The organism is Prevotellamassilia timonensis (assembly GCF_021531665.1).
Taxonomy (GTDB): domain Bacteria; phylum Bacteroidota; class Bacteroidia; order Bacteroidales; family Bacteroidaceae; genus Alloprevotella.
In genome coordinates, this window is the sequence record NZ_JADYUH010000044.1 from 1 (window position 1) to 23,105 (window position 23,105).

The following is a 23,105-nucleotide window of genomic DNA, read 5'->3' on the forward strand; positions in this document are numbered from 1 at the left end:
TCATGAACATTAATGTTTCAAAAAGGCGGTCCTTTCGTCTTTCGCTCTTTGTCTCTTTGTCTCTTTGACTCTTAGTCTCTTTGTGCCCCAGTGTGGCAAGTGTGAACTTGCCATCCAAGCGTGCTCCCGCCTCCGTCTCTTTAACTCTTAGTCTCTTAGTCTCTTAGTCTCTTAGTCCCAAAAAGAACGCGTCGTTTGCAGCATTTCGCAAACGACGCGTTCTTTTAGATTTTGAGGAAGAGTGTCCTCCCTTTGTTCAGGCTGGGATTCTGTGCTCCTCTTTGGCGGAGTAGTTGTCAGCATTCAGGGTCCGGCGTGATGAGCTTGTAGCCCTTTCCGTGGATGTTGATGATTTCTACGCTGTCGTCAGCCTTGAGGTGCTTGCGGAGCTTGGTGATATAGACATCCATGGAGCGCGCGTTGAAATAGTTGTCATCAATCCAGATGGTTTTCAGTGCGAAGTCACGCTGCAGCACTTCGTTGGCGTGTGCGCAGAGGAGACCGAGGAGTTCACTTTCTTTGGTGGTGAGTTTCGTTTGGGATTCTCCGCGGGAAAGAATCTGCTTTTGTGTGTCGAAGGTGAAGGAGCCAATCTTGTAGTGCAAGCGGTGGCGATTCTTCTTTCCTCTGACGCGTCGCAGGATGGCTTCGATGCGGAAGGTGAGTTCCTCCATGGAGAAAGGCTTGGTCAGATAGTCGTCAGCACCAATTCGGAATCCTTCAAGGATGTCGTCTTTGAGCGTCTTGGCGGTGAGGAAGATGATGGGCATTTCCTCGGTGGTCTGTCGGATGTCTTTGGCGAGGCTGAAACCGTCCTTCTTCGGCATCATGACGTCGAGCACGCAGAGGTCAAATTTGTTCAGCGTGAAGGCACGATAGCCTGCTTCGCCGTCGGGGCAGAGTTCTGTGTCATAGCCTTTTGCTTGAAGATATTCACGAAGCAACATGCCGAGGTTTTCGTCGTCTTCGCAGAGGAGGATTCGCATTTTGTTTTCAGTCGTTTCCATAATTTCAAGGGGTTTGATGGTGAATATTCTTGTTTGTTTTTGTTCTTTTTTAGTAAGATGATGCAGGTTATTTTTTGAGGATTACTTAGGCGATGAGCGGGAGGGAGATGATGAAGCGCGTGCCGCGTCCGAGTGTGCTTTCGGCGTGGATGGTTCCTCCGTGTGCTTGAACGATGTTGCGAACGTAGGCGAGCCCGAGTCCAAATCCTTTGACGTCGTGTCGGTTCCCGGTGTGGACGCGATAGAATTTCTCAAAGATTTTTTTGAGGTCTTCTTTCCTGATTCCGATTCCGTTGTCCTCAATTCTGATGAGCAGGTGGTTTCCGTCGTTCTTTGTGGTGACGGAGAGTTGCAGCTGTCTGTCCGGCGACTTATATTTCACCGCGTTGTCCATGAGATTGAAGATGACGTTGGTGAAGTGCATTTCATCGACGAAGACTTCCGCGTTCTCAGCCTCCAGGTTGGTTGTGAGGTGTCCTCCGTCGGCTTCCACTTTGAGTCGGAAGGTGTTGGCGATGTCTTCGATGAGGGCGTTTGCGTTGAGTTCTTTCTGTTTGAAAGTGGCTGCTTTTCGGTCAAACATGGACATTTGCAAGACTTTTTCCACTTGGAAACGCAGTCTTTTTGTTTCGTCCACGATGATGCCGGAAATGTGGTTGAACATCGCTTCGCTCTTTGTCACGGAGGGGTCTCGGAGCATCTGTGCGGCGAGGGAGATGGTTGAAATCGGCGTTTTGAACTCGTGGGTCATGTTGTTGATGAAATCGTTTTTGATTTCAGTCAGCCTTTTCTGCCGGAAGATGGTCCAGATGGTGAAGATGAAGATGAGCAGGAGCAGGAAGGTGAAGAAAATCGCGGGCGTCATGAATCGCACGGAGGAGAGCAAATAGCGTCGCATCTCAGGGAAGTGGATGTAGAGGAGTCCGGTTTGTGCGGGCGGGTCTTTGGGGAAGAGCAACTGTCTGAAGACCTGATTGTCGCCTGCTTCCACAAAGTCGGGGCAGCGATAGATGACGCTGTCGTCGGAGGTGGTGACGTAGAAATGATAGTCAATGGATATTCCGTTGCTTCTGAGTTGTTGTCGGAGGTCGCTGTCAAACTTTCGAAAATCAATTCTCTCGGCAAGCGGTTTGTCGCTTCCTTGATAGAGGATGGAAGAGATGACGTTGTTCAGTTGGTCTTGTTTGGAAATTCTCTGACGCAGTGTGTCTGCCAAAGCCTCTTCGGTGGCGTCGGAGTTGTCAAGACGGTTGAGAAAGTAGTCTTTGGTGAGAGAGGGAAGGGTGGTGTGTGCGGCAGTGTGGTCATGAGCTGCTGTGGTGCGGGAAGTGCTGTCCGCTTCGGGCATGAGGCTTTCTTCAACGCTTTTTCTCATTTCGCTCATCTCCAAGATCCGAGCGGCTTGATAGAGACTGCGTGTCACGGATTCGTTGAATTGTTCTCGGCGCATGGCAATCACTTCCTCAAAATATTTTGCTTGGAGGAAGAGCAGTGTGGCAAAGGTGAAGCCAACCAAAGCGGCGATGACCCAAATCGTGGACTTTTTCATGAGCACAAAATTAAGCCGCCTGCAAAAGGCGGCGGCAGTAGTTTGTTTGAATTTTAAGAAGAGAGACAAAAAATTAACATTCCACTCTACGTGTACTTAACAAAAGCGCAAGTAAGTTTTTCCCCATGAAGACGTTGGCTCTTCAAACGCGCAACTCTTCTTCGTCAATCGGGGGGCGGTGGACGGGAAGATTCGGGTTGAGAGCGAGCGTCAAGAAACTGAAGGTGACATCTTGTGCGAGGGAAATGGTCTGAGCCATATTGACAAGCGTGGAGCCGGTGGTGCAAACGTCATCAACCAAGAGGAGATGGCGCCCGCGGGCAAGGTCGGGGCGCTCCAGCTGAAAAATGTTGCGGGAATTTTCTTCTCGCCCCAAAGCGTTGAAGTGGGTCTGGCTGATGTTGTCTTTGGTGCGACTCACCATCTCCGTGCACACAGGAATGGAGGTGATGAGACTAATGCCGCGTGCGAGACATTCGCTCTGATTGTAGCCTCGCTTGCGAAAACGCTGACGGGAGAGCGGAACGGGAACAATGAGGTCAATGCCCTCAAAGAAAGATTCGTTCAAAAGATTGAGAGCCATCTGCTTCCCAAACCACAGTGCCAAACGGGACTGCCCACCATATTTGAACAAATGAATGGGACGCACGAAGATGGAGTTGTCATAGTAGAGAATGAGTGCATCGGCACGTCCGGTTTTCCAATCTCCGTGGGTCAGTTTCCTTTCAAGAAAGTTTTGCGCTTTTCCTTTGAGGTGGGTGAAGGGCAGAGACCGGAAACACTGCTCACAGAGAGCGGGTTCGCTGTCGTTCAGAACTTTGTGACAGATGGGGCAGCGTGTGGGAAGAAAGGTTTGTAGCAGCGTCTTCTGAATTTCCCCGACAAGAGTTTTGAAGCGATGTGCCATGTTTCAAGTTGGCGTTGTTTCAAGTTTCAGTTTTTCTCCACGACTGTGCACACTGGGGTTAAGTTCTTCATCCATTGACTCATCCGTGAGTTCTTTATCAATTGGCTCATCCATGAGTTCCCAACGGGACTATTTCAGTCTGAAGGTCATTTGGTCGGTCACCTTGACAAGTTTGCGTCCCACCGCTTTGCGAATGGCATTTCCTCCCGTGGTGCGATAGGTGAGGGTGCTGTCGCTCACTTGCACCAGTTCAATGTCTTGCGATTCAGAGCCGATGTCGTTGCTGAATCGCACCACCGCTTTCTTCCCGTCAATGCTGACGCGGGTGGACATCCAGGTGCCGTAGATGCCCGGTCCTTTGAGGTAGGCGTTCATCGGACCGAGAAATTCAAAGCCGGGAGCAATCAGTTCTTCCTCGTAGAGATTCAGATGCAGGTCCACGTTGGTCTCCGCACAGTGGAAGTGACCTTCAAAAGGACGGCGTGAGGAAGGGGAAAGGCTGTCGGCGGGTGTGAGGAAAACCGAAGATGTTCTTTCTGCCGCCACGGAGAAGTGGTGACTTCCACCGGCAAAAAGAACAAAAAGGAAGATGAGAGAGAAGGAAAACTTCATGGCTGCGTGGTGATTGAAATTTAGTAATCCTCAAAAAATAACCTGCATCATCTTTGAAAATCTTTTCGGTCCATATTTCCTCCCTCATCAGTCACATAGTTACGGCTATGCTCCTTCTTCGGGTGAAAATCTGCCCTCGAAAATCTAATTCAAGTCTGACGCAACTTATTATTTTCATATTACTTGGTCGTCTTCTCCTTCCCGCAGGATGAGGGTGGTGGCGCCGATGGTGATGATGTCGCCTTCGCGAATGATGGCACGGTCGTGGTCGTTCAAGATTTCGCTTTGGAGGAAGGTTCCGGTGTGGGAGGGAGCGTCACGAAGGACGAAGCGGAAGTCGCCGGCAGGCGTGCGGTTCACCGTGATGATGCAGTGGGTAGTGTCCATGCTCGGATCGACCGTTTTGATGGCTGCGTTGGCTTTGGTGCCTTTGACCCATCTTCCCACGACATTCTCTCCTTCGTGAAGCGGAATGGTTTGTTTGAAATGAAAAACATTTTCCACCACGACCAAATGACCGACAGCCGGCGACTCGGTCGGCGTGGCTGCGGAACCCTCGGAAGAGCGGGAGGGCAGGCGGAGTTTGAACTGTTTATGGCAAGCGGGACATTCAAACACAAGGATACGTCCCGCTTCGTATCTTGTTTCATCAAAAAGAACTGCCTCGTCACATTTGGGACAGCGAATTCGTTTCATGGGCAATGAATGATTGGATTTCCTCTGGCGTTGGCTTTGCAGACGCACCGCCAGGGGGCGAACTATTTCTTCATCGCTTAGGTTCTTTCATGACCCAAGCTTCGGCAAAAGCGTTGTGAGCGCGAAGTTTTCTCAACTGAGCGTATGCTTCGTCTTGAGAGTCGTAGTGCCCATAGATGACGCGCAACATGGTGGTTTTGTTGATTTCAGCCTCGTTGAGTCCTTCTTCTTGAAGTTGCCGGATGAAATTCTCTGCGCTTTTTTGGGGAACGGCGCATGCCAAAACGATGGTGTAGGTTTCCGAATGAGTTTTTTTGACCTCAGCCTCGGCAGGTGTCTCTTGCTTGGCAGAAACTGCTGCTGTTTCTTTTTCTGTCACCTCGGTCTTTTCTTCCGTGGGCTTTTCTTGAAGAGCCAACGTGTCTGTGGTTTCGGTCTCTTCGGAAACCGGTGTGGCGGTCACGGGCTTGGCAATCTGTGAATGCGCAGGATTGTCCGCACGGAACATTTCTTGGTTGACGGCAGAAGCCCAGTCGGTCTGTGAGGTGGAGGGTGAGGAGAGGGGAGTGGCGAGGAGGAAATAGAAGACAATGGCAGCCGCGACAGCGACAGAGTAGCGCACCCATTCTCGGTGGAGGATGGAGGTTGGGGTGAACTTGCGCAGTGTGGCTGTCTTTCTGCGACGCTTCTTTTTCTTCTGCTCCGTGGGCAGCGTGGTGGCTACGGTGTTCAGACCATAGAGTTCCGGAGAAAGAATTCCGCTCTCTTGGGGCTTGAAGAGCATCTTGTCCGTCCCTTGCATGTAAAGGATACCGATGCCGCTGAGTTCGTAGCTTCCCTCTTTCGCTAAAATGTCCTTCAGCTTTTTCACTTCGGCGTTCACCATGCGGAGTGTTTCGGTGTAGCCGGTGTGATAGGCTTGCATGTAGGACTGAACGAGCAGACCATCGTTCATGTTCAACCGCGGGTTGAACACCACAGTTCGACAAGGCGGCATCAGGATGTTTTCAGCGGTGATGAGGCGCGCCGGAACATACTGAGCCACAAATCCACCCAGCTCAGGCACGATGACACAATCGTGCTTAAGCATCAAACTAACAATATGGGCGGATAATCGAATCATGAGGCAAAGGTAGGCTTTTGTTTTTGATTTAGGAGGGCTTCGATGAGGGATTTTTTAACGCTTGTTGAGAGTCCAAGAAGCATTCTCTTGATTGTCAGAAGAAAAGCGGCAAAACTTTTTTTCCGAGTCTCAGTTGTCCTTTTCAGTTTCCAAAGGAGGCAACACGAGCACCTTTCCGACGTGGATGTTGTCTGCGTTCTTCAGGTTGTTTTGGCGAATGATGAAGTCCACATAGTGGTCATCGCCATAGTATTTTCGAGCGATGCGACTCAAGTTGTCGCCCACGCGGATGGTGTGGGTCCGGGTGACCACTTCTTCTTGCTTTTGTGGCTGTTTCACAGAGTCTTTTACCTCATTCAAAGGCTTTGAGGCCGTTTGAGAAGCGGCAGAGACAGCGGCGCTGTCTTTTTTCGCGGCTTGGGGTTTCTTCGCCTGAAGTGAGTCGGGTTGAACTTTTGCCGCAGGGGCAGTGGGGGCGGTGGAAGAACACGGCGGGCAGAGCAGACGGTAGTAGCCTGCAAAATAACTGGCGGTGCAGAGCAGCAGGACGAAGAGTGCCATCAGTGTGCGGCGCAACCACGGACGTCTCGTGTCCTCTTCTTCTTCAACTGCTGCGCCGGAGACCGTCAGCGTGGTGGGTTGAGAAACGCTAATCTCCGCATCTGTGCCCATGGCATCGGTCTTTTCAGAGGTGGAAACCACTTGAATCGGTGTCTCTTCCGGAGTGAGAGCCTCCTCCGGAGTCTGAGATTCGGAGGCTGTTTCTTTTGCGGTGATTGCCACGGCTTCCGCTTGGGCAAGTGTTTCCGTTTCTTCCGCTTGGGCGAGTGCTTCCGTTTCTTCCGCTTGGGCGAGTGCTTCCGTTTCTTCCGCTTGGGCAAGTGTTTCCGTTTCCGCTTTTTCTTCCGCTTTCTTTTCTTCCAAACCTTCAGTGATTGTGGCAAATTCGGTTGGAATCTCTTCCGTCAGGTTGCTTTCTTCGGAGACTTCTTCTGTAACATCTTTCTGTTTTTCAGGAAGAGAGGTGGGATGAGAACTTTCGGTGATGACTTCCACAGTGGTGGGGATGGATTCTTCTGCGGTGGAAGTTTCTTCTTCCGAGATTGGCGGGAACTCCTGTTTGACGGCTTCATCCACGGCATCCAATTCGGCAGTGTCGGTTTCGTCGCTCAAGTCCACCGACTCAAAGTGTGCAAAGGGTCGGTTGATGATTTCCTTCATGGAAGCATCCGGAATGAAGGCGATTTTGTTGTGCTCGCCGATTTGGAAGCGTTCTCCGGTGTTGATGTTGACGCTTTCTCTTTCGTTGACGGTGACCAATTTGAAAGTTCCCAATCCTTTGATTTTCACGAACTGGTCATCGGTCAGTCCTTGCTCTACGATTTGAAAAAGTGTGCGGAGGAAGGTTTGCGCTTCTTTTTTGGTGATGCCTTCCTTTTCGGAGAGCCATTGCGCGAAGTCTGAAAGTAGTAACTTTTGTTTCATCCGTGGGGTGTGAGGTTTAGTCTGCCGAATTGGTCTTCAGTTTGTCTTTGAGATTGCTTGCTGCTCTGAATGTGAGCACCAGTTTGGGTGGGACGAGTTTTCTTTTCTTGGTGACGGGGCTCACGACGATGCGCTCCGTTTTCTTTTTTACTTCAAATGAACCCACGTTCGGAATGTTCAAGACGTTTTGGTCATCTAACTTATCTGCCATCAACTGGAGAAAAGAGTCCACGAGTTTCGTCGTGTCTTTGGCGGAGGTGTTGGTGGCACGCGAAAGTGCTTGAATGAAGTCTTTGTTGTTCATAAAGAGGAAGATGAGAGGGTGGAGAAGCGTTGGAAGAGTTCAGGGAGTTTTGCTGAAAGAATCATGTGTGAGGCTTGTTCAATGCCCCTCAAGAGATGAGGACGGCATAGAGGTCAAACTCTTCGCAGTCGGTGATTTCCACCTCGTGGAAACTGCCGAATGGAAGGGGTGGGATTCCTGAGTTTTTGATGAGCACTTCGCAGTCCACCTCGGGGGAGTCTGCTTCGGTGCGTCCGATGTAGTAGTCTCCTTCCAACCTGTCAATGATGATTTTGCAGCGTTGTCCGATTTTCTGTTCAGAGATTTCTTGTGCGATGCCTTCTTGGATTTTCATGAGTTCATCAAGACGTTGCTGTTTCACTTCTTCCGGCACGTCGTCTTCAAAGTGCAGCGCAGCGTAGGTTCCTTCTTCTTCGCTATAGGCAAAGGCGCCCATTCTCTCGAAGCGCATTTCTCGAACAAAGTCTTTCAAGTTCTCGAAGTCCTCCTCAGTTTCACCGGGGAAACCCACCATGAGGGTGGTTCGGATGTGAATGCCGGGCACCTCGCGGCGCATGAGTCGGAGCAGTTCCACCGTTTCTTCATGCGTGATGTGTCGTTGCATTCGATTCAAGACGTTGTCAGCAGAATGTTGCAGCGCGATGTCCAAGTAGTTACAAACATTTGGATTCTCTCTCATGACCCTCAGCAGATCTTTGGGAAATTTGGCGGGATAGGCATAGTGAAGCCGAATCCATTCCACCCCGGGCACTTGCGCCATTCGTTCCACCAATTCCGGGAGTGTTTGTTTGCCATAGAGGTCAATGCCATAGTAGGTCAGGTCTTGGGCAATGAGTTGGAACTCTTTCACTCCTTGTTTGACCAGTGTTTCCACCTCCTCCAGAATGCTTTCCATGGAACGACTGCGGTGTCTGCCGGTGATGAGCGGGATGGCACAGTAGGCGCAGGTTCTGTCGCATCCTTCCGAGATTTTGATGTAGGCATAGTGTGCCGGAGTGGTCAGCACCCTCTCTTCTTTTCCGCTCTCTTCCTGTTCGTCTCCACAGAGGTCAGCAATCAGTTGGTCCCAGTCGAATTTGCCGTAGAAGCCATCCACATCGGGAATCTCCTCTTGGAGTTCTTTTCGGTAGCGTTCGGAGAGACAGCCCATGACATAGACTGCTTTGAGGAGCCCCTCTTCTTTTTGCTGACAGAGGTCCAAAATCATTTCGATGCTCTCTTCTTTGGCATCTGCGATGAATCCACACGTGTTCACAATTGCCGTGTCGCCGTGCAGGGTGTCGGGATTATGGAAGAAACGGATGCCATGTTCCTGAAAGCGGAACAGCAACCGCTCGGAGTCCACCAAATTCTTGGAGCACCCCATGGTGATGAGGTCTATTGTGCGCATGTTGAAAGTTGATTCAGAGTTGGGTGAAAGTTTTTTAGAGTTGTCCCTCGAAGAGAGATTCCACGAAGTCTTTAGCGTCAAATGCTTGCAGGTCAGTCATCTTTTCTCCGAGACCGATATATTTCACAGGCACTTTCAAGCTGTGAGAGATGCCGATGACCACTCCGCCTTTGGCTGTTCCGTCCAATTTTGTGATGGCGAGCGCGGTGACATCAGTGACTTTGACAAACTGGCGTGCTTGTTCGTAGGCATTCTGTCCGGTGCTTCCGTCCAGCACGAGCATCACTTCATGTGGAGCATCCGGCACGATTTTCTGCATGACGCGTTTGATTTTGGCAAGTTCTGCCATGAGGTTCGGTTTGTTGTGCAGGCGTCCGGCGGTGTCAATCAGCACCACGTCAGCACCTTGTGCCACGGCAGAGTTCAGCGTGTCGTAAGCCACGCTGGCAGGGTCGCTTCCCATTTGTTGTTTGATGACGGGCACTCCGACGCGTTCGCCCCACGTGACGATTTGTTCCACGGCGGCAGCGCGGAAGGTGTCGGCTGCTCCCAGCACGACTTTCAGTCCTGCTTCTTTCATTTGATAGGCGAGTTTACCGATGGTGGTTGTTTTTCCCACCCCGTTCACTCCGACCACCATGATGACGTAGGGTGCTTTTCCTTCGCGGTTGCGGATGAAGGCAAACGGTTCTTCTTCCGCAGAGGAGGTGTTTTGCGCCGGTGTCAGCAGGGCTGAGATTTCTTCTTTGAGAATGCGGTTCAGTTCTGCTGTCCCGACATATTTGTCTCGAGCCACCCGCTCTTCAATGCGGCGAATGATGTCAATGGTGGTGTCGGTGCCGACATCGGAGGAAATGAGAATCTCTTCCAGTTGGTCCAGTACCTCCTCATCCACAGTGGATTTACCGGCAATGGCGTGTGCCAGTTTACTGAAGATTCCCGTTTTGGTCTTTTCCAAACCATTTTGCAGAACTTCTTGTTTCTGTTTTTTTGAGAAGAAGTTGAAAAAACTCATATATATATTATATAATAATGTGTATGCTATTTCGATTGCGGTTTTGACGTAGGCAGTTTCAAACTTCAGTGCGGCGTGGTTGCGTTTCAAGTTTCAAACTTCTCAAACCTTTTCAATTCAGTTCTTTCCCCGTGAGGATTTTTTTGGAGGGGAGGTTCGTCAGTATCCTAACAGTTCCAGTGCCTTCACGGTGATGTTGCCTCGTGTGTAGGTCAGCCATTGTTTTTCTTCCATGTTGGCGAGCATTTTGGAGACTTTGAGTCGTGTGACGCCGAGTTCGGTGGCGAGGTCTTCCATTTTGATGTGAAGTTTTTTTCTTCCGATGGGTCTGATGCAGCGGTTTCGAAGGAATTCAGCAAATCTGCTTTCGGTGTCTTCTTGGCGTGTGTTCCAGAGTTTTGTTTCAAAGTGCTGCAAGTCTGTGGAGATGGCATTGAGAAAGTTCATTCGGAATGCGGGATGCTGACTTTGCAGTTGGTTGATGGCAGGTTTGTCAAGGAGCACGCATTGCACCTCTTCCACCGCTTTGACTGTGTGGGTGTGAAGGTTGTGCAGTCCGTAGAGACGCGCGGCGCCGATGGTGCAGGGTGCGGTCAGTTCCTCCGTGATGCTGTAGAGTTGGTTCGGACTCTCTCTCAGAATCTCCACCGTGCCGCGAAGCAGCAGGTGCAACCGCACGCAGGGCTCTCCCTGGTGAACCAGCGTCGCCTTGGGAGAGAAGGAACGGAAGTCAAAGGGAGTTGCGCCCACGATGTCCAGAAAGTCCAGGCGACTGAACCCTTGGAAGAGAGGATGCAGCAGGAGTCGGTCGGAGAAACTGTGTTCCATGAATCTTGTGTGGTTTGTCAATCAGGGAGGCTACTGCGCCGAAGAAGCCGGGCTTTTGGGACTTCGCGGCAGGAAGTGTGTGTAAGGGTGTTCTATAGATTTACGGAATAAGGAGCATTCAAAAGAAAGTGTTTACGTTTTGGTTGTAGAGTCTTTATGAGAAATTCGTTTCTTAGCACGCCCTTTTGTAAGTATCGTCAGTCACATAGCCCGCTATGCTCCTTCCTCCACTGACAAGCGTTCATCTCTAAGAAATCATAACTCTCTCAACCAAATTCTTAGTCCCCCCCTTACTGACAGGTCTGAATCTTTCCGTGAGTGTAGGTGTTCAGTTTGCCGTTTTCGTCTGCATAAATCAGACACGCTTTCAGGTCTTTGCGCCGTTCCAGCACGTTCTTGGCTTTTTCCAATCCCATCACCATGAAGGCTGTGGCAAAGGCGTCGGCGGTGGTGCAGTCCGGAGCGAACACGGTGGCGGAGAGAAGAGAGTGCTGCACGGGGTAGCCGGTCTTAGGGTCTATGGTGTGGGCATATTTCTTTCCGTCTTTGACGTAGAAGTTGCGATAGTTCCCGCTGGTTGCCATTGCCTCGTTTTCAGAGTAGATGACGGTTTGCAACTCTTCTTTGGGTGCGGGATTCTCAATCGGTTTGCTGATTCCGATTTTCCATTTCTCTCCGTTTGGATTTCTGCCGTGTGTGATGACTTCCCCTCCAATTTCGACCATGAAGTTTTTCACATCGTGTTGGAGCAGGAGTTTTGCCACGCAGTCCACGCCGTAGCCTTTTGCAATCGCTCCGAGGTCAATCGTGATGCCCGGTTTGTCTTTCTTCAGGGTGCTGTCCGCTTTGAGTGTCAGGTGCCGGCATCCCACGAATTGTCTGAGGCTGTCAATGTCCTTTTGTGTGGGGAGCGTTCCGTTTTTATAGCCGAATCCCCAGACGTTGACCAGCGGCATGACGGTCACATCAAATGCGCCATCGGTCTCTTCAGACACCTCCATGGCTTTTTGCAGCGTGCGAAAGAGTCGAAGGTCTGTTTTGTCCGTTTCTCCTCGGTTGAGGCGGGAGATGGTGCTTTGGGAATTGAAGACGGAAAGGCTTTGATCGACAGCCTCCAGTTCTTGTCTGATAGGGTCATCAAGTGCCTCGGCGCTTTCATATTTTATGTGATAAACCGTGCCGAAGATGGTTCCTTCTGCGGTGCGCAATGTGGCAGTCCCTCTGAAGTGCAGAATCCAGATGGTGCCGGCGATGAGCAGCAGGAGGAAGAAGATTCCGGCGACGGTGCGGAGAGTGGAGCGTTGTTTCATTCTGTTTTGCAGGTTCAAATGTCAATGAGAATGTGCAGCGAGCCTCCCAAGGCGTGTCCGTCGTTCTTTCCAAAACCGGGAACGTACCATGGACTTCCCACGGCTGAGGGTTTGTTGCTGATGCGGAACTTGTAGCGAATGCTCCAGCCTATGTGGAGGATGCCCACGACTTTGGCTTCCAACCCGGCACAGAGTTCCAACCAGTGGTTGCAGCCTTTCAGTCCGGAGAAGTGGAAGGGAGTGGCAGTGCCATAGACCGGGTCAATGAGGTCCGGTCCGTCGAGGTCATATTGGAAGGAGGAGAAGCCGTAGCGTGCTCCCAGGAGGATTCTGTTTCCGGAGGCGACGTCGTTTGCCAGATTATAGTCCATGCCGAGTCTGAAATAGGGAGCGTTCACACTGTAACGAATCTCTGTTGTTTCATCTTCGTGGTGGCTGTAGCCGATGCCGCATTCCACTGTGGGAAAGTATCTTCCTTTGAGGTTGGCACGGGCGACGGCTTCATATTGTCCCCATGAGCCGAGCACCGCCATGGCTGCTCCGCAGACGTCAAATCCGACGCTGAATCCGGCGAAGGTTGGCAGCTCTTTGGCTTTTTCCAAAGCTTTGGCGGCTTCCTCTTTGGAGGCGTATGTCACGCGCTTCTTTTTGTCGGGGACAGAATCCGTGGCGTTTTTGACAACAGAGTCTTCCGCCGTCACCGTGAGGGTGGGGCGGTCGCAGTTTCCTTGAAGGAGGTCTGTGCTCTTTTGCAGCGAGGTTGCGGAGAGCAGACTACTGGTTGTCAGTAGTGCGAAGATAAATGCGAAGGTTCTCAATGTCGTCATAGTTCACGGTGTTCCGGACGAGTTTCACTCTGTCGAGAGTCCAGCGGAGTTGATTTTTGGGGCTTGCCTTTGTGGTGGCTTCGGTGATGTTGTGGAAGACGGAGGCTGGGCAGTCCACACTTTCAAAGTGAGGCGTTCCGATGTGATTCACGAACAGCGTGTCGGGTTCAATGCTTGTGGCGGCAGGCTGATTCTCCGTTCCTTCGCCTTCCTGTGTTCCTTCCTCCTCGTCGGTGCCACCCGTGTCGTAAGAGATTGGAGCAAGGAAGAAGAGCAGCGTGTCTTTCTCTTCTCCCTCTTTGAGCGGCAGCAGGAACGACTCTGTGCCGTATGCCCGGTTCAGCAGGATGGTGTCCCTGTCGGCGGGCTTCACGCTCAGTGCCCATTCCACGGGAAGCGTCAGCGGTTGTTCGGTTTCGGCGTCATAGATGCCGCATTGCATCATCACGACGTTGTCCAACGGGCAGTCGATGTTGGTGCAGGCTCCGAGGAGCATGGTGGCGATGCCGATGAGAGTCGGTTGGAGAAATCTTTTCATGCAAAATGGGTTCGTGGATGGGCAGTCGTGTCTCAGATTTCCTTTTCGATTTGATAGTCGTTTCTTCCCGGTGCGTTTCGGCTGACGAGTTCTCCGAGGAAGCCTGCCACGAAGAGTTGTGTGCCAAGAATCATCGTGGTGAGGGCGATGTAGAACCAGGGAGAGTCAGTCACGAGCGGTGCGGGTGTGCCGGAATAGAGGTGTGCCAATTTGATGGCGCCCACGGTGACGACTGCCACGAATCCCAGGAAGAACATGAGTGAGCCGAGGAAGCCGAAGACGTGCATCGGCTTCAGCCCGAAACTGTTGAGGAACCAAAGGGAGAGGAGGTCCAGATAGCCATTGACGAATCGGTTCAGTCCGCCGAATTTTGTTTTACCGAATTTTCGTGCCTGATGGTGCACGACTTTCTCTCCGATGCGTGCGAAGCCGGCATTTTTGGCGAGGTAGGGGATGTAGCGGTGCATTTCGCCATAGACTTCAATGTTTTTCACCACCTCGCAGCGGTAGGCTTTGAGTCCGCAATTGAAGTCGTGGAGGTTGTGGATTCCGCTCACTTTTCGTGCGGTGGCGTTGAAGAGTTTGGTGGGGAGGGTTTTGGACAGCGGGTCGTAGCGTTTTTGTTTGTAGCCCGAGACGAGGTCGTAGCCTTCCTCCGTAATCATTCGATAGAGTTCCGGAATTTCGTCGGGAGAGTCTTGCAGGTCAGCGTCCATGGTGATGACCACCTTTCCCTGTGCGGCTTTGAAACCGCAGAAGAGGGCGGGTGACTTTCCGTAGTTTCGGCGGAATTTGATGCCGTGAATGTGTTCGTCTTGTGCGGCAAATTCTTCGATTCGTCTCCAAGAGTCATCAGTGCTTCCGTCGTTCACGAAAATAACCTCATAGGTGAAACCGTGTTCTTTCATGACGCGTTCAATCCAGGCTTTCAGTTCTGGAAGGCTTTCAGCCTCGTTGAAAAGAGGCACCACCACCGAAATGTCACATTTGTGTTCCATGTGTGATTTTTGAATAAGTTTTGAGAAAGCTAATGAGGGGGAATTCGCGTTGCCGGCACCAAGTTGAAACTTGAAACGGCAGTCGCGCCCAACGCCACTATGGCCTCGAGTCTCTTTTGCAGATGATGCCGGTGATGAGTCCCATCACCGGTCCTCCGATGAGGGAGAGGTAGAGAATGAGGGCTGCGTAGGTGGAGGCTCCGGCGGCTTGCATCGCTTCAGCCATCTTTTGGGGCGAATCAAAGGAGAATGCGTTGTCGAAGCTTTGCGAACGTGCCAGTTGGGAAAGGGCGGTGCGTCCCTCGGGAGTGTCCAGCATTCTGCCATAGGCTTCAAAGAAGGTTCCGCCGTCAAAGTATTTCAGATAGACGAACACCGCCGTGGCAAGCCAAACCGCTCCGCAGAGGCAGGTGAAGAAAGAGTGGAGGAAAGCAGCGGTGAAACTGAAGCCCTCCGGCATTTCTTCCTGTTTCCACCAATCCTGTCGGGTGCGGAAAGTCAGCGCGATGCAGACCAGTGGCGTGAAGCCCATCATGAGCAACCAAACCAGCGAAAAGAGCGAGTTGGAAAATGACAACTTCATCATGGTGAGCGCCACCCAACCCCAAACACCTAAGACGATGCCTTGGCGCATGGCGGCTTGCTGAACAAAACGAATGGGGGAAGGGTTGCTCATGATGAAAAACTGATTTTGCGTTATTTCTGTCGTGCAAAGTTAATCCAACAATGGCGATGCGAAAAGAAAAAGTCCCGCTTTCTTTCCGTTTTTCGTTGTCAAGCACTACTTTTGCACTCGCAAAACCCAGCCATCATGCTGAACAAAAAGAAAAAAAACATTTGGAGAATCCCTGCGGGACAGGAACCGACAGAACTGGATTTGAGAGTGATGGAGGCGGAAAAACAGGGCGAAATCGTTCCTCCGCGCCATCTCGTCAAGACTCCGGAGCAGATTGAAGGCATTCGTCGAAGCGGCGTTGTGAACACCGGCGTGCTGGACTTGGTCGAAAGTCAAATCCGTGCCGGAATGAGCACAGCGGAAATTGACCGCCTTGTCTATGACTACACTGTTTCCCACGGTGCAATTCCCGCTCCGTTGAACTATGAAGGATTCCCCAAGAGCGTCTGCACGAGCATCAACGAGGTCGTTTGCCACGGCATACCTTCAGAATATGAGTTCCTTGAAGAAGGCGACATCGTCAACGTCGATGTGAGCACGATTCTTGACGGCTACTTCAGTGATGCCTCCCGAATGTTTGTCATCGGCAAAACCACGCCTCGCAAGCAGGAGTTGGTTGATGTCACGCTTGAGTGTTTGAAAGCCGGTGCTGCCGCGGTGAAACCTTGGGGACATGTCGGCGACATTGGTCGTGCCATTGAGCCGCTTGCCCGTCGCCACGGCTTCAGTGTTGTTCGTGACCTTTGCGGTCATGGCGTCGGATTGGAGTTTCACGAAGATCCGGAGGTGGACCACTACGACACTCGCCGAAAGGGCATGCTCCTCGTGCCCGGCATGGTTTTCACCATTGAACCGATGATCAACATGGGCGTCTCCGACGTTTTCATCGATGAAGAAGACGGTTGGACCGTTGTCACCGAAGACGAACTCCCCTCCGCGCAGTGGGAACACACCTTCCTCGTCACCGAGACCGGAGTGGAAATCCTGACGCACTAAGCATCGCTCCTTTACATTATATATAGGGCACGCTATATATATAAGGCACGCGCGATATCATCTCTTCGCTTTTCTCAGAACCTTCAAACCCGCTCCTTGGAGTGGAAAGTCAATTCATGCAAACAGCAGTCACCATTTTAGCCATAGAATCCAGTTGCGACGACACTTCTGCTGCCGTGATTCGTGATGGTTTCCTTCTTTCCAACGTCACCGCTTCTCAGGAGGTGCATCAGGCGTGGGGCGGGGTAGTGCCCGAACTTGCTTCCCGTGCCCATCAGCAGAACATCGTTCCCGTGGTGGACCGTGCGCTGAAGAAGGCAGGCGTGAAGGCATCCGAACTGAGCGCAGTGGCTGTCACCCTCGGTCCCGGACTCATGGGGTCGTTGCTGGTTGGTGTTTCTTTTGCCAAGGGGCTGGCTCTTTCTTTGGGCATTCCCCTCATTGAAGCCAATCATCTTCAAGGGCACGTTCTGGCTCATTTCATTCGCACGCCGGAGGAAGCGTCCAAGCCTCTGCCTCCCTATCCCTTCCTTTGTCTCTTGGTCAGCGGAGGAAACACGCAGATTGTGCGTGTGGATGCCTATAATCGCATGAAAATCCTCGGTCAGACCATTGACGATGCTGCCGGTGAGGCACTTGACAAATGCGCCAAGGTCATGGGTCTCGGATATCCTGGCGGTCCCGTCATTGACCGTCTCGCCCGCCAGGGCAACCCCAAGGCTTTCCGCTTTGCCCGCCCCCGCGTGCCGGGTTTGGACTATAGTTTCTCCGGTCTGAAAACCTCCTTCCTCTATTTCCTCCGTGACCATCTCGCAGAGGACGAAAATTTCATGACGACCCACAAGGAAGACCTTGCCGCCTCCTTTGAACACACCGTCGTCGAAATTCTCATGGAGAAACTCGAACTTGCCGTGCGTCAGACCGGCATCCGCCATGTCGCCCTCTCCGGAGGCGTTTCAGCCAACACCGCCTTGCGACAGGCATTTCAAGAGCGCAGCCGGAAAGGAATTTGGGACATATACATTCCTCCCTTTGGCTACACCACCGACAATGCTGCCATGATTGCCATTACTGCCTACTACAAACATCTTGACGGCGAGCATTGCGACATGGACAAACCGCCCTACGCCAAGGTGAGCATCTAAGCACCACCCCGCTGCGTTGCACAATCAAATCTTGAAACTCCATTCTTTTTCAGATAATTAGTAAACTCATAATATTAAAAAACGCGGTTTCTCACCGCCCCGTAAAGTACATCACTTATGGATTTAGATCTTAAACTCGTAAGCAAAGAAGTCAGCGAAATCCTTTGGCGTGAGGGCAAGACCCTCTCCACCGCTGAAAGTTGCACTGCCGGCCGCATCGCCGGTGCCATCACCTCCGTTCCCGGAAGTTCCAACTATTTCAAAGGCGGTCTCGTCTGCTATGCCGATGAGGTCAAGGAAAACCTTCTCGGTGTTTCTGCCGAAGTCATCGCCGAACAGACTCCCGTCTGCGAACCCGTCGTTCGCACCATGGTTGAAGGCTGCCTGAAACTCTTTTCCACGGACTATGCCGTGGCAATCAGCGGCTACGCCGGTCCCGGCGGACCGGACGGTGGCAAGGCAGGCGTCATCGTCGGCACCATCTGGATTGCCGTGGGTAATGCCAACCGCATCGTCACCCGCATGATTGAGGAGGACAACGGTCGCGACAAGAACCTCGCTTCTGCCACTTCCGCCGCCATGCACATGCTGCTCGACTTCTTGAAAGAAGAAACCGCAGCCGCTGAAGAGTAAAGTGCGGAGCCGCGTCTTCGTTTTCGGCTCACATTTTGAAATACAGAATTTTGTGGTTTAGGGTTTGCGCATCGTGCAGACCCTAAACTGTTTTTTTGCGTGCCTCGAAAGCCTTAAGGGGTGTTCTAAAATTAGGCTGAGTTGATTGAGGGTGTGTCAAAATGCAAATGTTGACTACAACCTCGAAGGTGTGTCAGAATGGCTAAGATGCAAGACGCTAAGGATGAGGGCGCAGGGAGTGTACGGAAGTACATGACCAAGCCCGAACCCGATAGTCACGCAGCAGATTGGCTGTTATGACACACCGCCTTTTTGTTGCCCCGATTGTCCCAACGTACATGCAAACTTGCCGTTCAAGGGGCACTTGGGTTCATTTTGTGCGACTCTGTTTCCCGCTTTCTCGCAACCGCCCCCCCCCCTCTCTCAAAAATGTTCTTTTCTGTTAAATTATGGATTAAAAACACCGATTCTTGCGCGCTAACTCGATTTTTTTCGGACTTACCGACACACTATCGCGTTTTTCGATTGTTTTTTTGACTATTGCTGTCCGGTAAAAGTTTTCATTTAGTCCGGATGGTGAGTGCTGTAAGCACGATGAGCCCGACGAAGGAGGGCGAACTGTCAGCCCGGGGTGAAGCGAGCGCAGCGAGCGAGAACCCCGGGTAAGCGGCATATATATAATTGGAGTGCTACAGGCACGACTCTTTTTCTAACTTTCTTCGCGGTATGAGTAATCAACATTCTCCGCCGCGTATGAAAAGACTCAGTGAAAGAGTCGTGCCTGTAGCACTCTATCATTTGGGGGACTCCTTACCCGGGGTTCTCGTTCGCTACGCTCACTTCACCCCGGGCTGACTGTCTGTGCAAGGTGAGAGCAGAACATCAAGCTTGCTTGAATGTTATGCCGAACCGCAGCCAGACTTGAGGAAACTAAAGTTCGGTCGCTTGCGCTCCCTCATCGGGCCTGCAGCCTTCACCATCCGGCCAAGGGGACTTGTCTTTCGCAAACACCAACGAATTCAATCCATTAAGACCGTTTAGCGGACAGCAATATTTTTTTGACTGATTTTGTTTTTGTGCCAAGGACTCCCTGAAATCAGAAAACACACATTTTTTCGTTTACTTTTTTCATCTTCCCTCGTCTTAGAGATAAAGACAAGTCAATGGAAAACGAAGAATTTCTGAAAATCGTCCAACAAACACGCTGGCAGTTGCTGAGACTTTGTGAGCGTTTCCTCGCCGAAACGCGCACTGCGGCAGTGGCGGAGGACGTGGTTCAAGAAACTTACCTGCGACTTTGGCAAATGCGTCACAAAATGAAGGAGTTTGAAAGTCCGGAAGCACTCGCCGTCACCATCGCAAAGAACATTTGCATTGACATCCGACGGAAAACGCCTAAAGACAGCATTGAAATCGTTGGCTTGGATTTCGCAGGCGGAACTTCGGCTGACACGGCGGTCATCTCCGCTGAAACCATGGGAATCATTGAACGCGCCATGGCAAAGTTGCCTGCCACTCAGAGAAGAGTGTTGCAACTGAGAAGCGAAGATATGAGTCTGGACGAAATATCCGTCATCTGCCAGACCACGCGGAACAGCACCAAAACTATTCTTTCGTTGGCACGACGCAATTTGATGAATCTCATACATTTGGAAAGGGTGAAACATGGAAGACATTCATAATAAAGAACAACGGAAAGCACTGATGGAACGTTTTCTTCGTGCTGAAACCTCACCGGAGGAGGAACAATCCTTGCGAAATTTCTTTCTCCAATTCCAAGGCACGCTCTCGGAAGAAGAGGAAGAATTCCGCACTTTGCTTCTTGCCGTCACGTCGTCGCCTCGTTTCGCACCTCTTTCAGAGGAGAAGGTGCAGGAGTTTGACCGTCTGACGCACTTGCGGTCGTGGCGTGTCATGTTTCGGCGCACCGTCTTGAGCCTGTCGGCTGCGGCAGCGCTGCTGACTGCCGTTTGGTGGTTGCTGCCGCGAACGGAAGAAATCGCCACGCCCGTTTCGTTGGTTTCCGTTCCTTCCGCCTCCTTCGTGTCTTCCTCTCAGCCGGTAAGCGTTTCGGACGAAACCGCGTCCGTTCCTGCCTCGTCAGCCTTGGCACTTTCTCCGGCATCTGCTGCACAAGCACGCTCTGCCGTTGTTACCCCCAAAAAGACGAAAGCAAGGGAGCAGAACGCGGAGTCTCTCGCCAACGCCCAAGCGAAAACGCCTTCCATCGGAGATACCATGCAAAGAGTTTGGGAACTTGAAAGCATGACGGGAAAACAGATTGAAACTTGCGACCTGCGTGTGGCGGGAGATGCCATCATCGTCACCACCCAACACAGCGATGATACCTCCTCCCTCCAACTCGTCACTCGCACGACAGAGGAAGACGGCACTGCAATCTTCTTCTTCAACACGACAGAAACAGAAATCTGAAAGAACATTGAATAATGATATTAACCTATTATATTAAACGTGTGATTATGAAAAGAACAATTTTATCAGCCATGCTGGCAATTTGTCTCGGTACGGTTGCTCCGGCTCAGACAAATGTCTATGTGTTGAACGGGAAAGAGGTGGCTCGCTTTGATGGGTCACAGTTGGTCGGAAAAAAAGTGGTGAGCTATCGCATGGATGCTCGCCCGGACGGCAAGGTGATAACTCATCTCATAGAGACTGCCGACTCTGCCAAGACAGAGAAAGGAACGTCGTACATCAGTGTCATTCCTATGTCCGGAGGGGATACTCTCAAACTGAGAGGAGCGATTCAAGGTGTGTTGGACAAGAACACGAAGGGCCCCCATTCCCCGCTTTACGTGTTGGATGGAGAAATCTTTCACGGCACGTTGGACAGCATCCCTGCAGCGGACATCAAAGAGATGAGAGTCTATAAGCCCGGAAGCAAGATGGCAACCTCCTACGGCGAAGCAGGCAAAAACGGAGTAGTGAAAATCTACACTACGATGTACGAGAGTGACATTCTCTGTTTCATTGACGGACGTCGTGTCACGCAAGAGGAAGTCAAGAACTTTCCGACCTCGGAAATCCAAAGTGTCACTGTCCTCTCGCGCGGTTCGAAGGCTGCTTTGGAATGGGGTGAGGAAGGCAAAACTCACGACATCATTCTCATGAAAACAAAAGTCCTGCATTGAACGAAGGACTTCTTCGACCGAACACAAGACCCTTCACTATACGTATATAAAAGGGTGCATAAAAACAATGCAAACCCTACACAGCACGCGCACTCCCCCTGTAAAGAAAGGCGCTCCGCTGTGTAGGGTTTGCTTTTAAACGATACACAAAACCCTACACAATGTATAGTTCAGTGTATAGTTTGCATAGTTTTTGTGTATAGTTTTCCGTATATAATATGTAGTGAGATGATTCATGAATCAATTCTTCTCATTCTGCAAATGTTGCGTGAAAAATAATTCTGAACAATTCGTGCCTTATTCATGAAAATTCGTGTTCTAAAGAAGTCAAAGAGTCAAAGAGACTAAGAGTCAAAAAGGGTCGGCGCGGAATCCGTTTCATCCGTTCAATCCGTGGACAAAAAAATAATGAGGGAAAATGAAAAAATAATGAGGGGAAGGTTTCACGTTTTTCAAAAAAGATGTAACTTTGCACCCGCTTTGGGTAAGCCCTGCTCGTGAGAACCCATTTTCCGTGTAAGGTACTCCCGTTGCTGAAGCCTCTTTGAATCCTTAGAAAGGAAAGCGTGCCAACCACCCCAAGATTACGCAACCACAAAGTGCACGCGTTCCCGGTGAGCGGATTTCATTCTTCAGCGCAGCCGGCACCTCAAAGTTTCAATCAAACCATTCAGAAAACATCCAAGCAATGTCAAGAATCTGTCAAATCACAGGAAAGAGAGCGATGAGAGGAAACAACGTTTCCCACTCCAAGCGTCGCACGAAGCGCACCTTCGATGTAAACCTCTTCAGCCGTAAGTTCTACTATGTGGAACAGGACTGCTGGATTAGTCTCCGCATCAGCGCCGCAGGTCTCCGCCTCATCAACAAAGTCGGACTCGATGCAGCCCTCACCTCCGCCGTAGCTAAAGGCTATTGCGATTGGAAAGACATCAAGGTAATCGGATAACCACCAACAAAAGAAAACCATTCACAACAATATGGCTGGAAAAAAAGCTAAAGGCAATCGAGTGCAGGTCATCCTCGAGTGCACCGAAATGAAAGAGAGCGGACTTCCCGGAACCTCTCGCTACATCACCACCAAAAACCGCAAGAACACTCCCGACCGTCTGGAGTTGAAGAAATATAATCCCATCTTGCGTCGCATGACCATTCACAAAGAAATCAAATAAAAATAATATCTAAGTCATGGCAAAGAAAACCGTTGCAACGCTCCAGGAAGGCAAAACCGACGGCCGTTCCTACACCAAAGTCATCAAGATGGTCAAGAGCCCCAAAACCGGAGCTTACGTCTTTGACGAACAAATGGTGCCCAACGAAGCCGTTAAGGACTTCTTCAAAAACTAATTTCGATTAGTTATATAGTGCACATACACACAGCAGTTCACACTGCTTGACATGCAGCCACTCGGTATCCCCGAGTGGCTGCTTTCTTACGCTCTGCGGTATAGACAATCTGCTGCGTTGTCATCGCCTCCTAACGCCCGGACCGAAAGCCCGACTCTTCTTGCAGGATGCAGCCCAATGTTTCAAAGCGGCAAACAGAAAAGAAACGATTCCCGTGCTGCGACAATTTCACAATCGGTCGGAAAAAAGGAAATGAAAGTAATGGAGAAAAAGAAATGGAAAAATGAATGGGAAAATGAAATGTAGGGTTTTCCCGCGGTTCGCTTACATTACTATATACGTTAGAAAAAGGGAAAACAAAAAAACATACAAACTATACACAAAACCCTACACAGACTCTGCATTTTGCTGATATTCCGTGTTTTACGATGTGTATAGTTTGTGCTTCAAACTATACACAAACTATACACAAACCCTACATTGCAACTTGAGAGACAAAGAGTCAAAGAGACAAAGAGACAAAGAGCGAAAGACGAAAGGACCGCCTTTTTGAAACATTAATGTTCATGA

Annotated in this window: 26 protein-coding genes; 10 read left to right on the plus strand and 16 right to left on the minus strand. The window is 50.9% G+C overall.

All coding sequences use genetic code 11. The features are described from left to right. Positions 1-296: 296 nt before the first annotated feature. The 16 genes from I6E40_RS07815 to I6E40_RS07890 all read right to left on the minus strand — a co-directional run bounded on the left by I6E40_RS07815 (position 297) and on the right by I6E40_RS07890 (position 15,265). Positions 297-1,007, minus strand: a complete 711-nt coding sequence (locus I6E40_RS07815) for a response regulator transcription factor (protein ID WP_235386481.1) — start codon at positions 1,005-1,007, stop codon at positions 297-299. Positions 1,008-1,092: 85 nt separating this feature from the next. Continuing rightward, positions 1,093-2,556, minus strand: a complete 1,464-nt coding sequence (locus I6E40_RS07820) for a sensor histidine kinase (protein ID WP_235386482.1) — start codon at positions 2,554-2,556, stop codon at positions 1,093-1,095. 142 nt (positions 2,557-2,698) lie between these two features. After that, positions 2,699-3,463, minus strand: a complete 765-nt coding sequence (locus I6E40_RS07825) for a ComF family protein (protein WP_235386483.1) — start codon at positions 3,461-3,463, stop codon at positions 2,699-2,701. Between the two features lie 129 nt (positions 3,464-3,592). Continuing rightward, complete coding sequence (locus I6E40_RS07830) at positions 3,593-4,075, minus strand: hypothetical protein (RefSeq protein WP_235386484.1); 483 nt, start codon at positions 4,073-4,075, stop codon at positions 3,593-3,595. Positions 4,076-4,249: 174 nt separating this feature from the next. Beyond that, positions 4,250-4,771: an FHA domain-containing protein gene (locus I6E40_RS07835; RefSeq protein WP_235386485.1), complete on the minus strand. Its 522-nt coding sequence runs from the start codon at positions 4,769-4,771 to the stop codon at positions 4,250-4,252. Positions 4,772-4,841: 70 nt separating this feature from the next. Beyond that, complete coding sequence (locus I6E40_RS07840) at positions 4,842-5,894, minus strand: SPOR domain-containing protein (protein WP_262910874.1); 1,053 nt, start codon at positions 5,892-5,894, stop codon at positions 4,842-4,844. A 129-nt stretch (positions 5,895-6,023) separates the two neighbouring features. Continuing rightward, positions 6,024-7,379, minus strand: coding sequence for an HU family DNA-binding protein (locus I6E40_RS07845; protein ID WP_235386487.1), 1,356 nt, complete (start codon positions 7,377-7,379; stop codon positions 6,024-6,026). 16 nt (positions 7,380-7,395) lie between these two features. After that, the gene (locus tag I6E40_RS07850; RefSeq protein WP_235386488.1) at positions 7,396-7,683 is read right to left on the minus strand and encodes an HU family DNA-binding protein; all 288 of its coding nucleotides are present in this window, start codon (positions 7,681-7,683) and stop codon (positions 7,396-7,398) included. 88 nt (positions 7,684-7,771) lie between these two features. After that, complete coding sequence (gene rimO, locus I6E40_RS07855; RefSeq protein ID WP_235386489.1) at positions 7,772-9,073, minus strand: 30S ribosomal protein S12 methylthiotransferase RimO; 1,302 nt, start codon at positions 9,071-9,073, stop codon at positions 7,772-7,774. Between the two features lie 34 nt (positions 9,074-9,107). Then, positions 9,108-10,088, minus strand: coding sequence for a signal recognition particle-docking protein FtsY (ftsY, locus tag I6E40_RS07860; RefSeq protein WP_235386505.1), 981 nt, complete (start codon positions 10,086-10,088; stop codon positions 9,108-9,110). Positions 10,089-10,247: 159 nt separating this feature from the next. After that, positions 10,248-10,916, minus strand: a complete 669-nt coding sequence (locus tag I6E40_RS07865; protein WP_235386490.1) for a Crp/Fnr family transcriptional regulator — start codon at positions 10,914-10,916, stop codon at positions 10,248-10,250. Between the two features lie 290 nt (positions 10,917-11,206). Beyond that, a complete protein-coding gene (locus I6E40_RS07870; protein ID WP_235386491.1) occupies positions 11,207-12,226 on the minus strand; it encodes an FAD:protein FMN transferase in 1,020 nt (339 codons plus the stop codon). Positions 12,227-12,240: 14 nt separating this feature from the next. Further along, positions 12,241-13,053: a DUF6048 family protein gene (locus tag I6E40_RS07875; RefSeq protein ID WP_235386492.1), complete on the minus strand. Its 813-nt coding sequence runs from the start codon at positions 13,051-13,053 to the stop codon at positions 12,241-12,243. Continuing rightward, positions 13,001-13,591, minus strand: coding sequence for a DUF6452 family protein (locus tag I6E40_RS07880; RefSeq protein WP_235386493.1), 591 nt, complete (start codon positions 13,589-13,591; stop codon positions 13,001-13,003). The genes I6E40_RS07875 and I6E40_RS07880 overlap by 53 nt, the downstream gene beginning before the upstream one ends. Positions 13,592-13,623: 32 nt before the next feature. Then, positions 13,624-14,589, minus strand: coding sequence for a glycosyltransferase family 2 protein (locus tag I6E40_RS07885; RefSeq protein WP_235386494.1), 966 nt, complete (start codon positions 14,587-14,589; stop codon positions 13,624-13,626). A 97-nt stretch (positions 14,590-14,686) separates the two neighbouring features. Next, complete coding sequence (locus I6E40_RS07890; RefSeq protein ID WP_235386495.1) at positions 14,687-15,265, minus strand: DUF4199 domain-containing protein; 579 nt, start codon at positions 15,263-15,265, stop codon at positions 14,687-14,689. Positions 15,266-15,400: 135 nt separating this feature from the next. On the opposite strand from I6E40_RS07890, the gene map reads away from it, so the two are divergent. From map to I6E40_RS07940, 10 genes are all read left to right on the plus strand, one after another. Beyond that, positions 15,401-16,261 carry a type I methionyl aminopeptidase gene (gene map / locus I6E40_RS07895; RefSeq protein WP_410897046.1) on the plus strand — a complete coding sequence of 287 codons (861 nt, stop codon included), beginning with the start codon at positions 15,401-15,403 and terminating at the stop codon, positions 16,259-16,261. A gap of 116 nt (positions 16,262-16,377) precedes the next feature. Further along, positions 16,378-17,406 (plus strand): tRNA (adenosine(37)-N6)-threonylcarbamoyltransferase complex transferase subunit TsaD, encoded by a 1,029-nt coding sequence (gene tsaD, locus I6E40_RS07900; RefSeq protein WP_235386496.1) that lies wholly within the window; start codon positions 16,378-16,380, stop codon positions 17,404-17,406. A gap of 117 nt (positions 17,407-17,523) precedes the next feature. Next, positions 17,524-18,039 (plus strand): CinA family protein, encoded by a 516-nt coding sequence (locus I6E40_RS07905; RefSeq protein WP_235386497.1) that lies wholly within the window; start codon positions 17,524-17,526, stop codon positions 18,037-18,039. Positions 18,040-19,202: 1,163 nt separating this feature from the next. Beyond that, the gene (locus tag I6E40_RS07910; protein WP_235386498.1) at positions 19,203-19,721 is read left to right on the plus strand and encodes an RNA polymerase sigma factor; all 519 of its coding nucleotides are present in this window, start codon (positions 19,203-19,205) and stop codon (positions 19,719-19,721) included. Next, positions 19,705-20,472, plus strand: coding sequence for a hypothetical protein (locus tag I6E40_RS07915; RefSeq protein WP_235386499.1), 768 nt, complete (start codon positions 19,705-19,707; stop codon positions 20,470-20,472). The genes I6E40_RS07910 and I6E40_RS07915 overlap by 17 nt, the downstream gene beginning before the upstream one ends. A gap of 47 nt (positions 20,473-20,519) precedes the next feature. Continuing rightward, positions 20,520-21,188: a hypothetical protein gene (locus I6E40_RS07920; protein ID WP_235386500.1), complete on the plus strand. Its 669-nt coding sequence runs from the start codon at positions 20,520-20,522 to the stop codon at positions 21,186-21,188. A gap of 688 nt (positions 21,189-21,876) precedes the next feature. Continuing rightward, entirely contained in the window at positions 21,877-22,137 is a 261-nt protein-coding gene (gene rpmB, locus I6E40_RS07925; RefSeq protein WP_235386501.1) for a 50S ribosomal protein L28, read from the plus strand. 31 nt (positions 22,138-22,168) lie between these two features. Continuing rightward, positions 22,169-22,360, plus strand: a complete 192-nt coding sequence (gene rpmG / locus I6E40_RS07930) for a 50S ribosomal protein L33 (RefSeq protein WP_235386502.1) — start codon at positions 22,169-22,171, stop codon at positions 22,358-22,360. A 16-nt stretch (positions 22,361-22,376) separates the two neighbouring features. Beyond that, positions 22,377-22,535, plus strand: coding sequence for a DUF4295 domain-containing protein (locus I6E40_RS07935; protein ID WP_235386503.1), 159 nt, complete (start codon positions 22,377-22,379; stop codon positions 22,533-22,535). Positions 22,536-22,586: 51 nt separating this feature from the next. Next, complete coding sequence (locus I6E40_RS07940) at positions 22,587-22,841, plus strand: hypothetical protein (RefSeq protein WP_235386504.1); 255 nt, start codon at positions 22,587-22,589, stop codon at positions 22,839-22,841. The last annotated feature ends 264 nt before the right edge of the window (positions 22,842-23,105 follow it).

What these genes read in the sequence shown, in the direction of transcription:
- I6E40_RS07850 (WP_235386488.1), bottom strand. Translation starts at nt 7,683, where the DNA reads ATGAACAACAAAGACTTCATTCAAGCACTTTCGCGTGCCACCAACACC.
- I6E40_RS07905 (WP_235386497.1), top strand. Translation starts at nt 17,524, where the DNA reads ATGGATTTAGATCTTAAACTCGTAAGCAAAGAAGTCAGCGAAATCCTT.
- I6E40_RS07870 (WP_235386491.1), bottom strand. Translation starts at nt 12,226, where the DNA reads ATGAAACAACGCTCCACTCTCCGCACCGTCGCCGGAATCTTCTTCCTC.
- I6E40_RS07875 (WP_235386492.1), bottom strand. Translation starts at nt 13,053, where the DNA reads ATGACGACATTGAGAACCTTCGCATTTATCTTCGCACTACTGACAACC.
- I6E40_RS07920 (WP_235386500.1), top strand. Translation starts at nt 20,520, where the DNA reads ATGAAAAGAACAATTTTATCAGCCATGCTGGCAATTTGTCTCGGTACG.
- I6E40_RS07825 (WP_235386483.1), bottom strand. Translation starts at nt 3,463, where the DNA reads ATGGCACATCGCTTCAAAACTCTTGTCGGGGAAATTCAGAAGACGCTG.
- I6E40_RS07830 (WP_235386484.1), bottom strand. Translation starts at nt 4,075, where the DNA reads ATGAAGTTTTCCTTCTCTCTCATCTTCCTTTTTGTTCTTTTTGCCGGT.
- I6E40_RS07885 (WP_235386494.1), bottom strand. Translation starts at nt 14,589, where the DNA reads ATGGAACACAAATGTGACATTTCGGTGGTGGTGCCTCTTTTCAACGAG.
- I6E40_RS07840 (WP_262910874.1), bottom strand. Translation starts at nt 5,894, where the DNA reads ATGATTCGATTATCCGCCCATATTGTTAGTTTGATGCTTAAGCACGAT.
- I6E40_RS07910 (WP_235386498.1), top strand. Translation starts at nt 19,203, where the DNA reads ATGGAAAACGAAGAATTTCTGAAAATCGTCCAACAAACACGCTGGCAG.
- tsaD (WP_235386496.1), top strand. Translation starts at nt 16,378, where the DNA reads ATGCAAACAGCAGTCACCATTTTAGCCATAGAATCCAGTTGCGACGAC.
- I6E40_RS07815 (WP_235386481.1), bottom strand. Translation starts at nt 1,007, where the DNA reads ATGGAAACGACTGAAAACAAAATGCGAATCCTCCTCTGCGAAGACGAC.
- rimO (WP_235386489.1), bottom strand. Translation starts at nt 9,073, where the DNA reads ATGCGCACAATAGACCTCATCACCATGGGGTGCTCCAAGAATTTGGTG.
- ftsY (WP_235386505.1), bottom strand. Translation starts at nt 10,088, where the DNA reads ATGAGTTTTTTCAACTTCTTCTCAAAAAAACAGAAACAAGAAGTTCTG.
- I6E40_RS07940 (WP_235386504.1), top strand. Translation starts at nt 22,587, where the DNA reads ATGCAGCCACTCGGTATCCCCGAGTGGCTGCTTTCTTACGCTCTGCGG.
- rpmB (WP_235386501.1), top strand. Translation starts at nt 21,877, where the DNA reads ATGTCAAGAATCTGTCAAATCACAGGAAAGAGAGCGATGAGAGGAAAC.
- I6E40_RS07835 (WP_235386485.1), bottom strand. Translation starts at nt 4,771, where the DNA reads ATGAAACGAATTCGCTGTCCCAAATGTGACGAGGCAGTTCTTTTTGAT.
- I6E40_RS07820 (WP_235386482.1), bottom strand. Translation starts at nt 2,556, where the DNA reads ATGAAAAAGTCCACGATTTGGGTCATCGCCGCTTTGGTTGGCTTCACC.
- I6E40_RS07890 (WP_235386495.1), bottom strand. Translation starts at nt 15,265, where the DNA reads ATGAGCAACCCTTCCCCCATTCGTTTTGTTCAGCAAGCCGCCATGCGC.
- I6E40_RS07915 (WP_235386499.1), top strand. Translation starts at nt 19,705, where the DNA reads ATGGAAGACATTCATAATAAAGAACAACGGAAAGCACTGATGGAACGT.
- I6E40_RS07865 (WP_235386490.1), bottom strand. Translation starts at nt 10,916, where the DNA reads ATGGAACACAGTTTCTCCGACCGACTCCTGCTGCATCCTCTCTTCCAA.
- rpmG (WP_235386502.1), top strand. Translation starts at nt 22,169, where the DNA reads ATGGCTGGAAAAAAAGCTAAAGGCAATCGAGTGCAGGTCATCCTCGAG.
- I6E40_RS07880 (WP_235386493.1), bottom strand. Translation starts at nt 13,591, where the DNA reads ATGAAAAGATTTCTCCAACCGACTCTCATCGGCATCGCCACCATGCTC.
- map (WP_410897046.1), top strand. Translation starts at nt 15,401, where the DNA reads ATGCTGAACAAAAAGAAAAAAAACATTTGGAGAATCCCTGCGGGACAG.
- I6E40_RS07845 (WP_235386487.1), bottom strand. Translation starts at nt 7,379, where the DNA reads ATGAAACAAAAGTTACTACTTTCAGACTTCGCGCAATGGCTCTCCGAA.
- I6E40_RS07935 (WP_235386503.1), top strand. Translation starts at nt 22,377, where the DNA reads ATGGCAAAGAAAACCGTTGCAACGCTCCAGGAAGGCAAAACCGACGGC.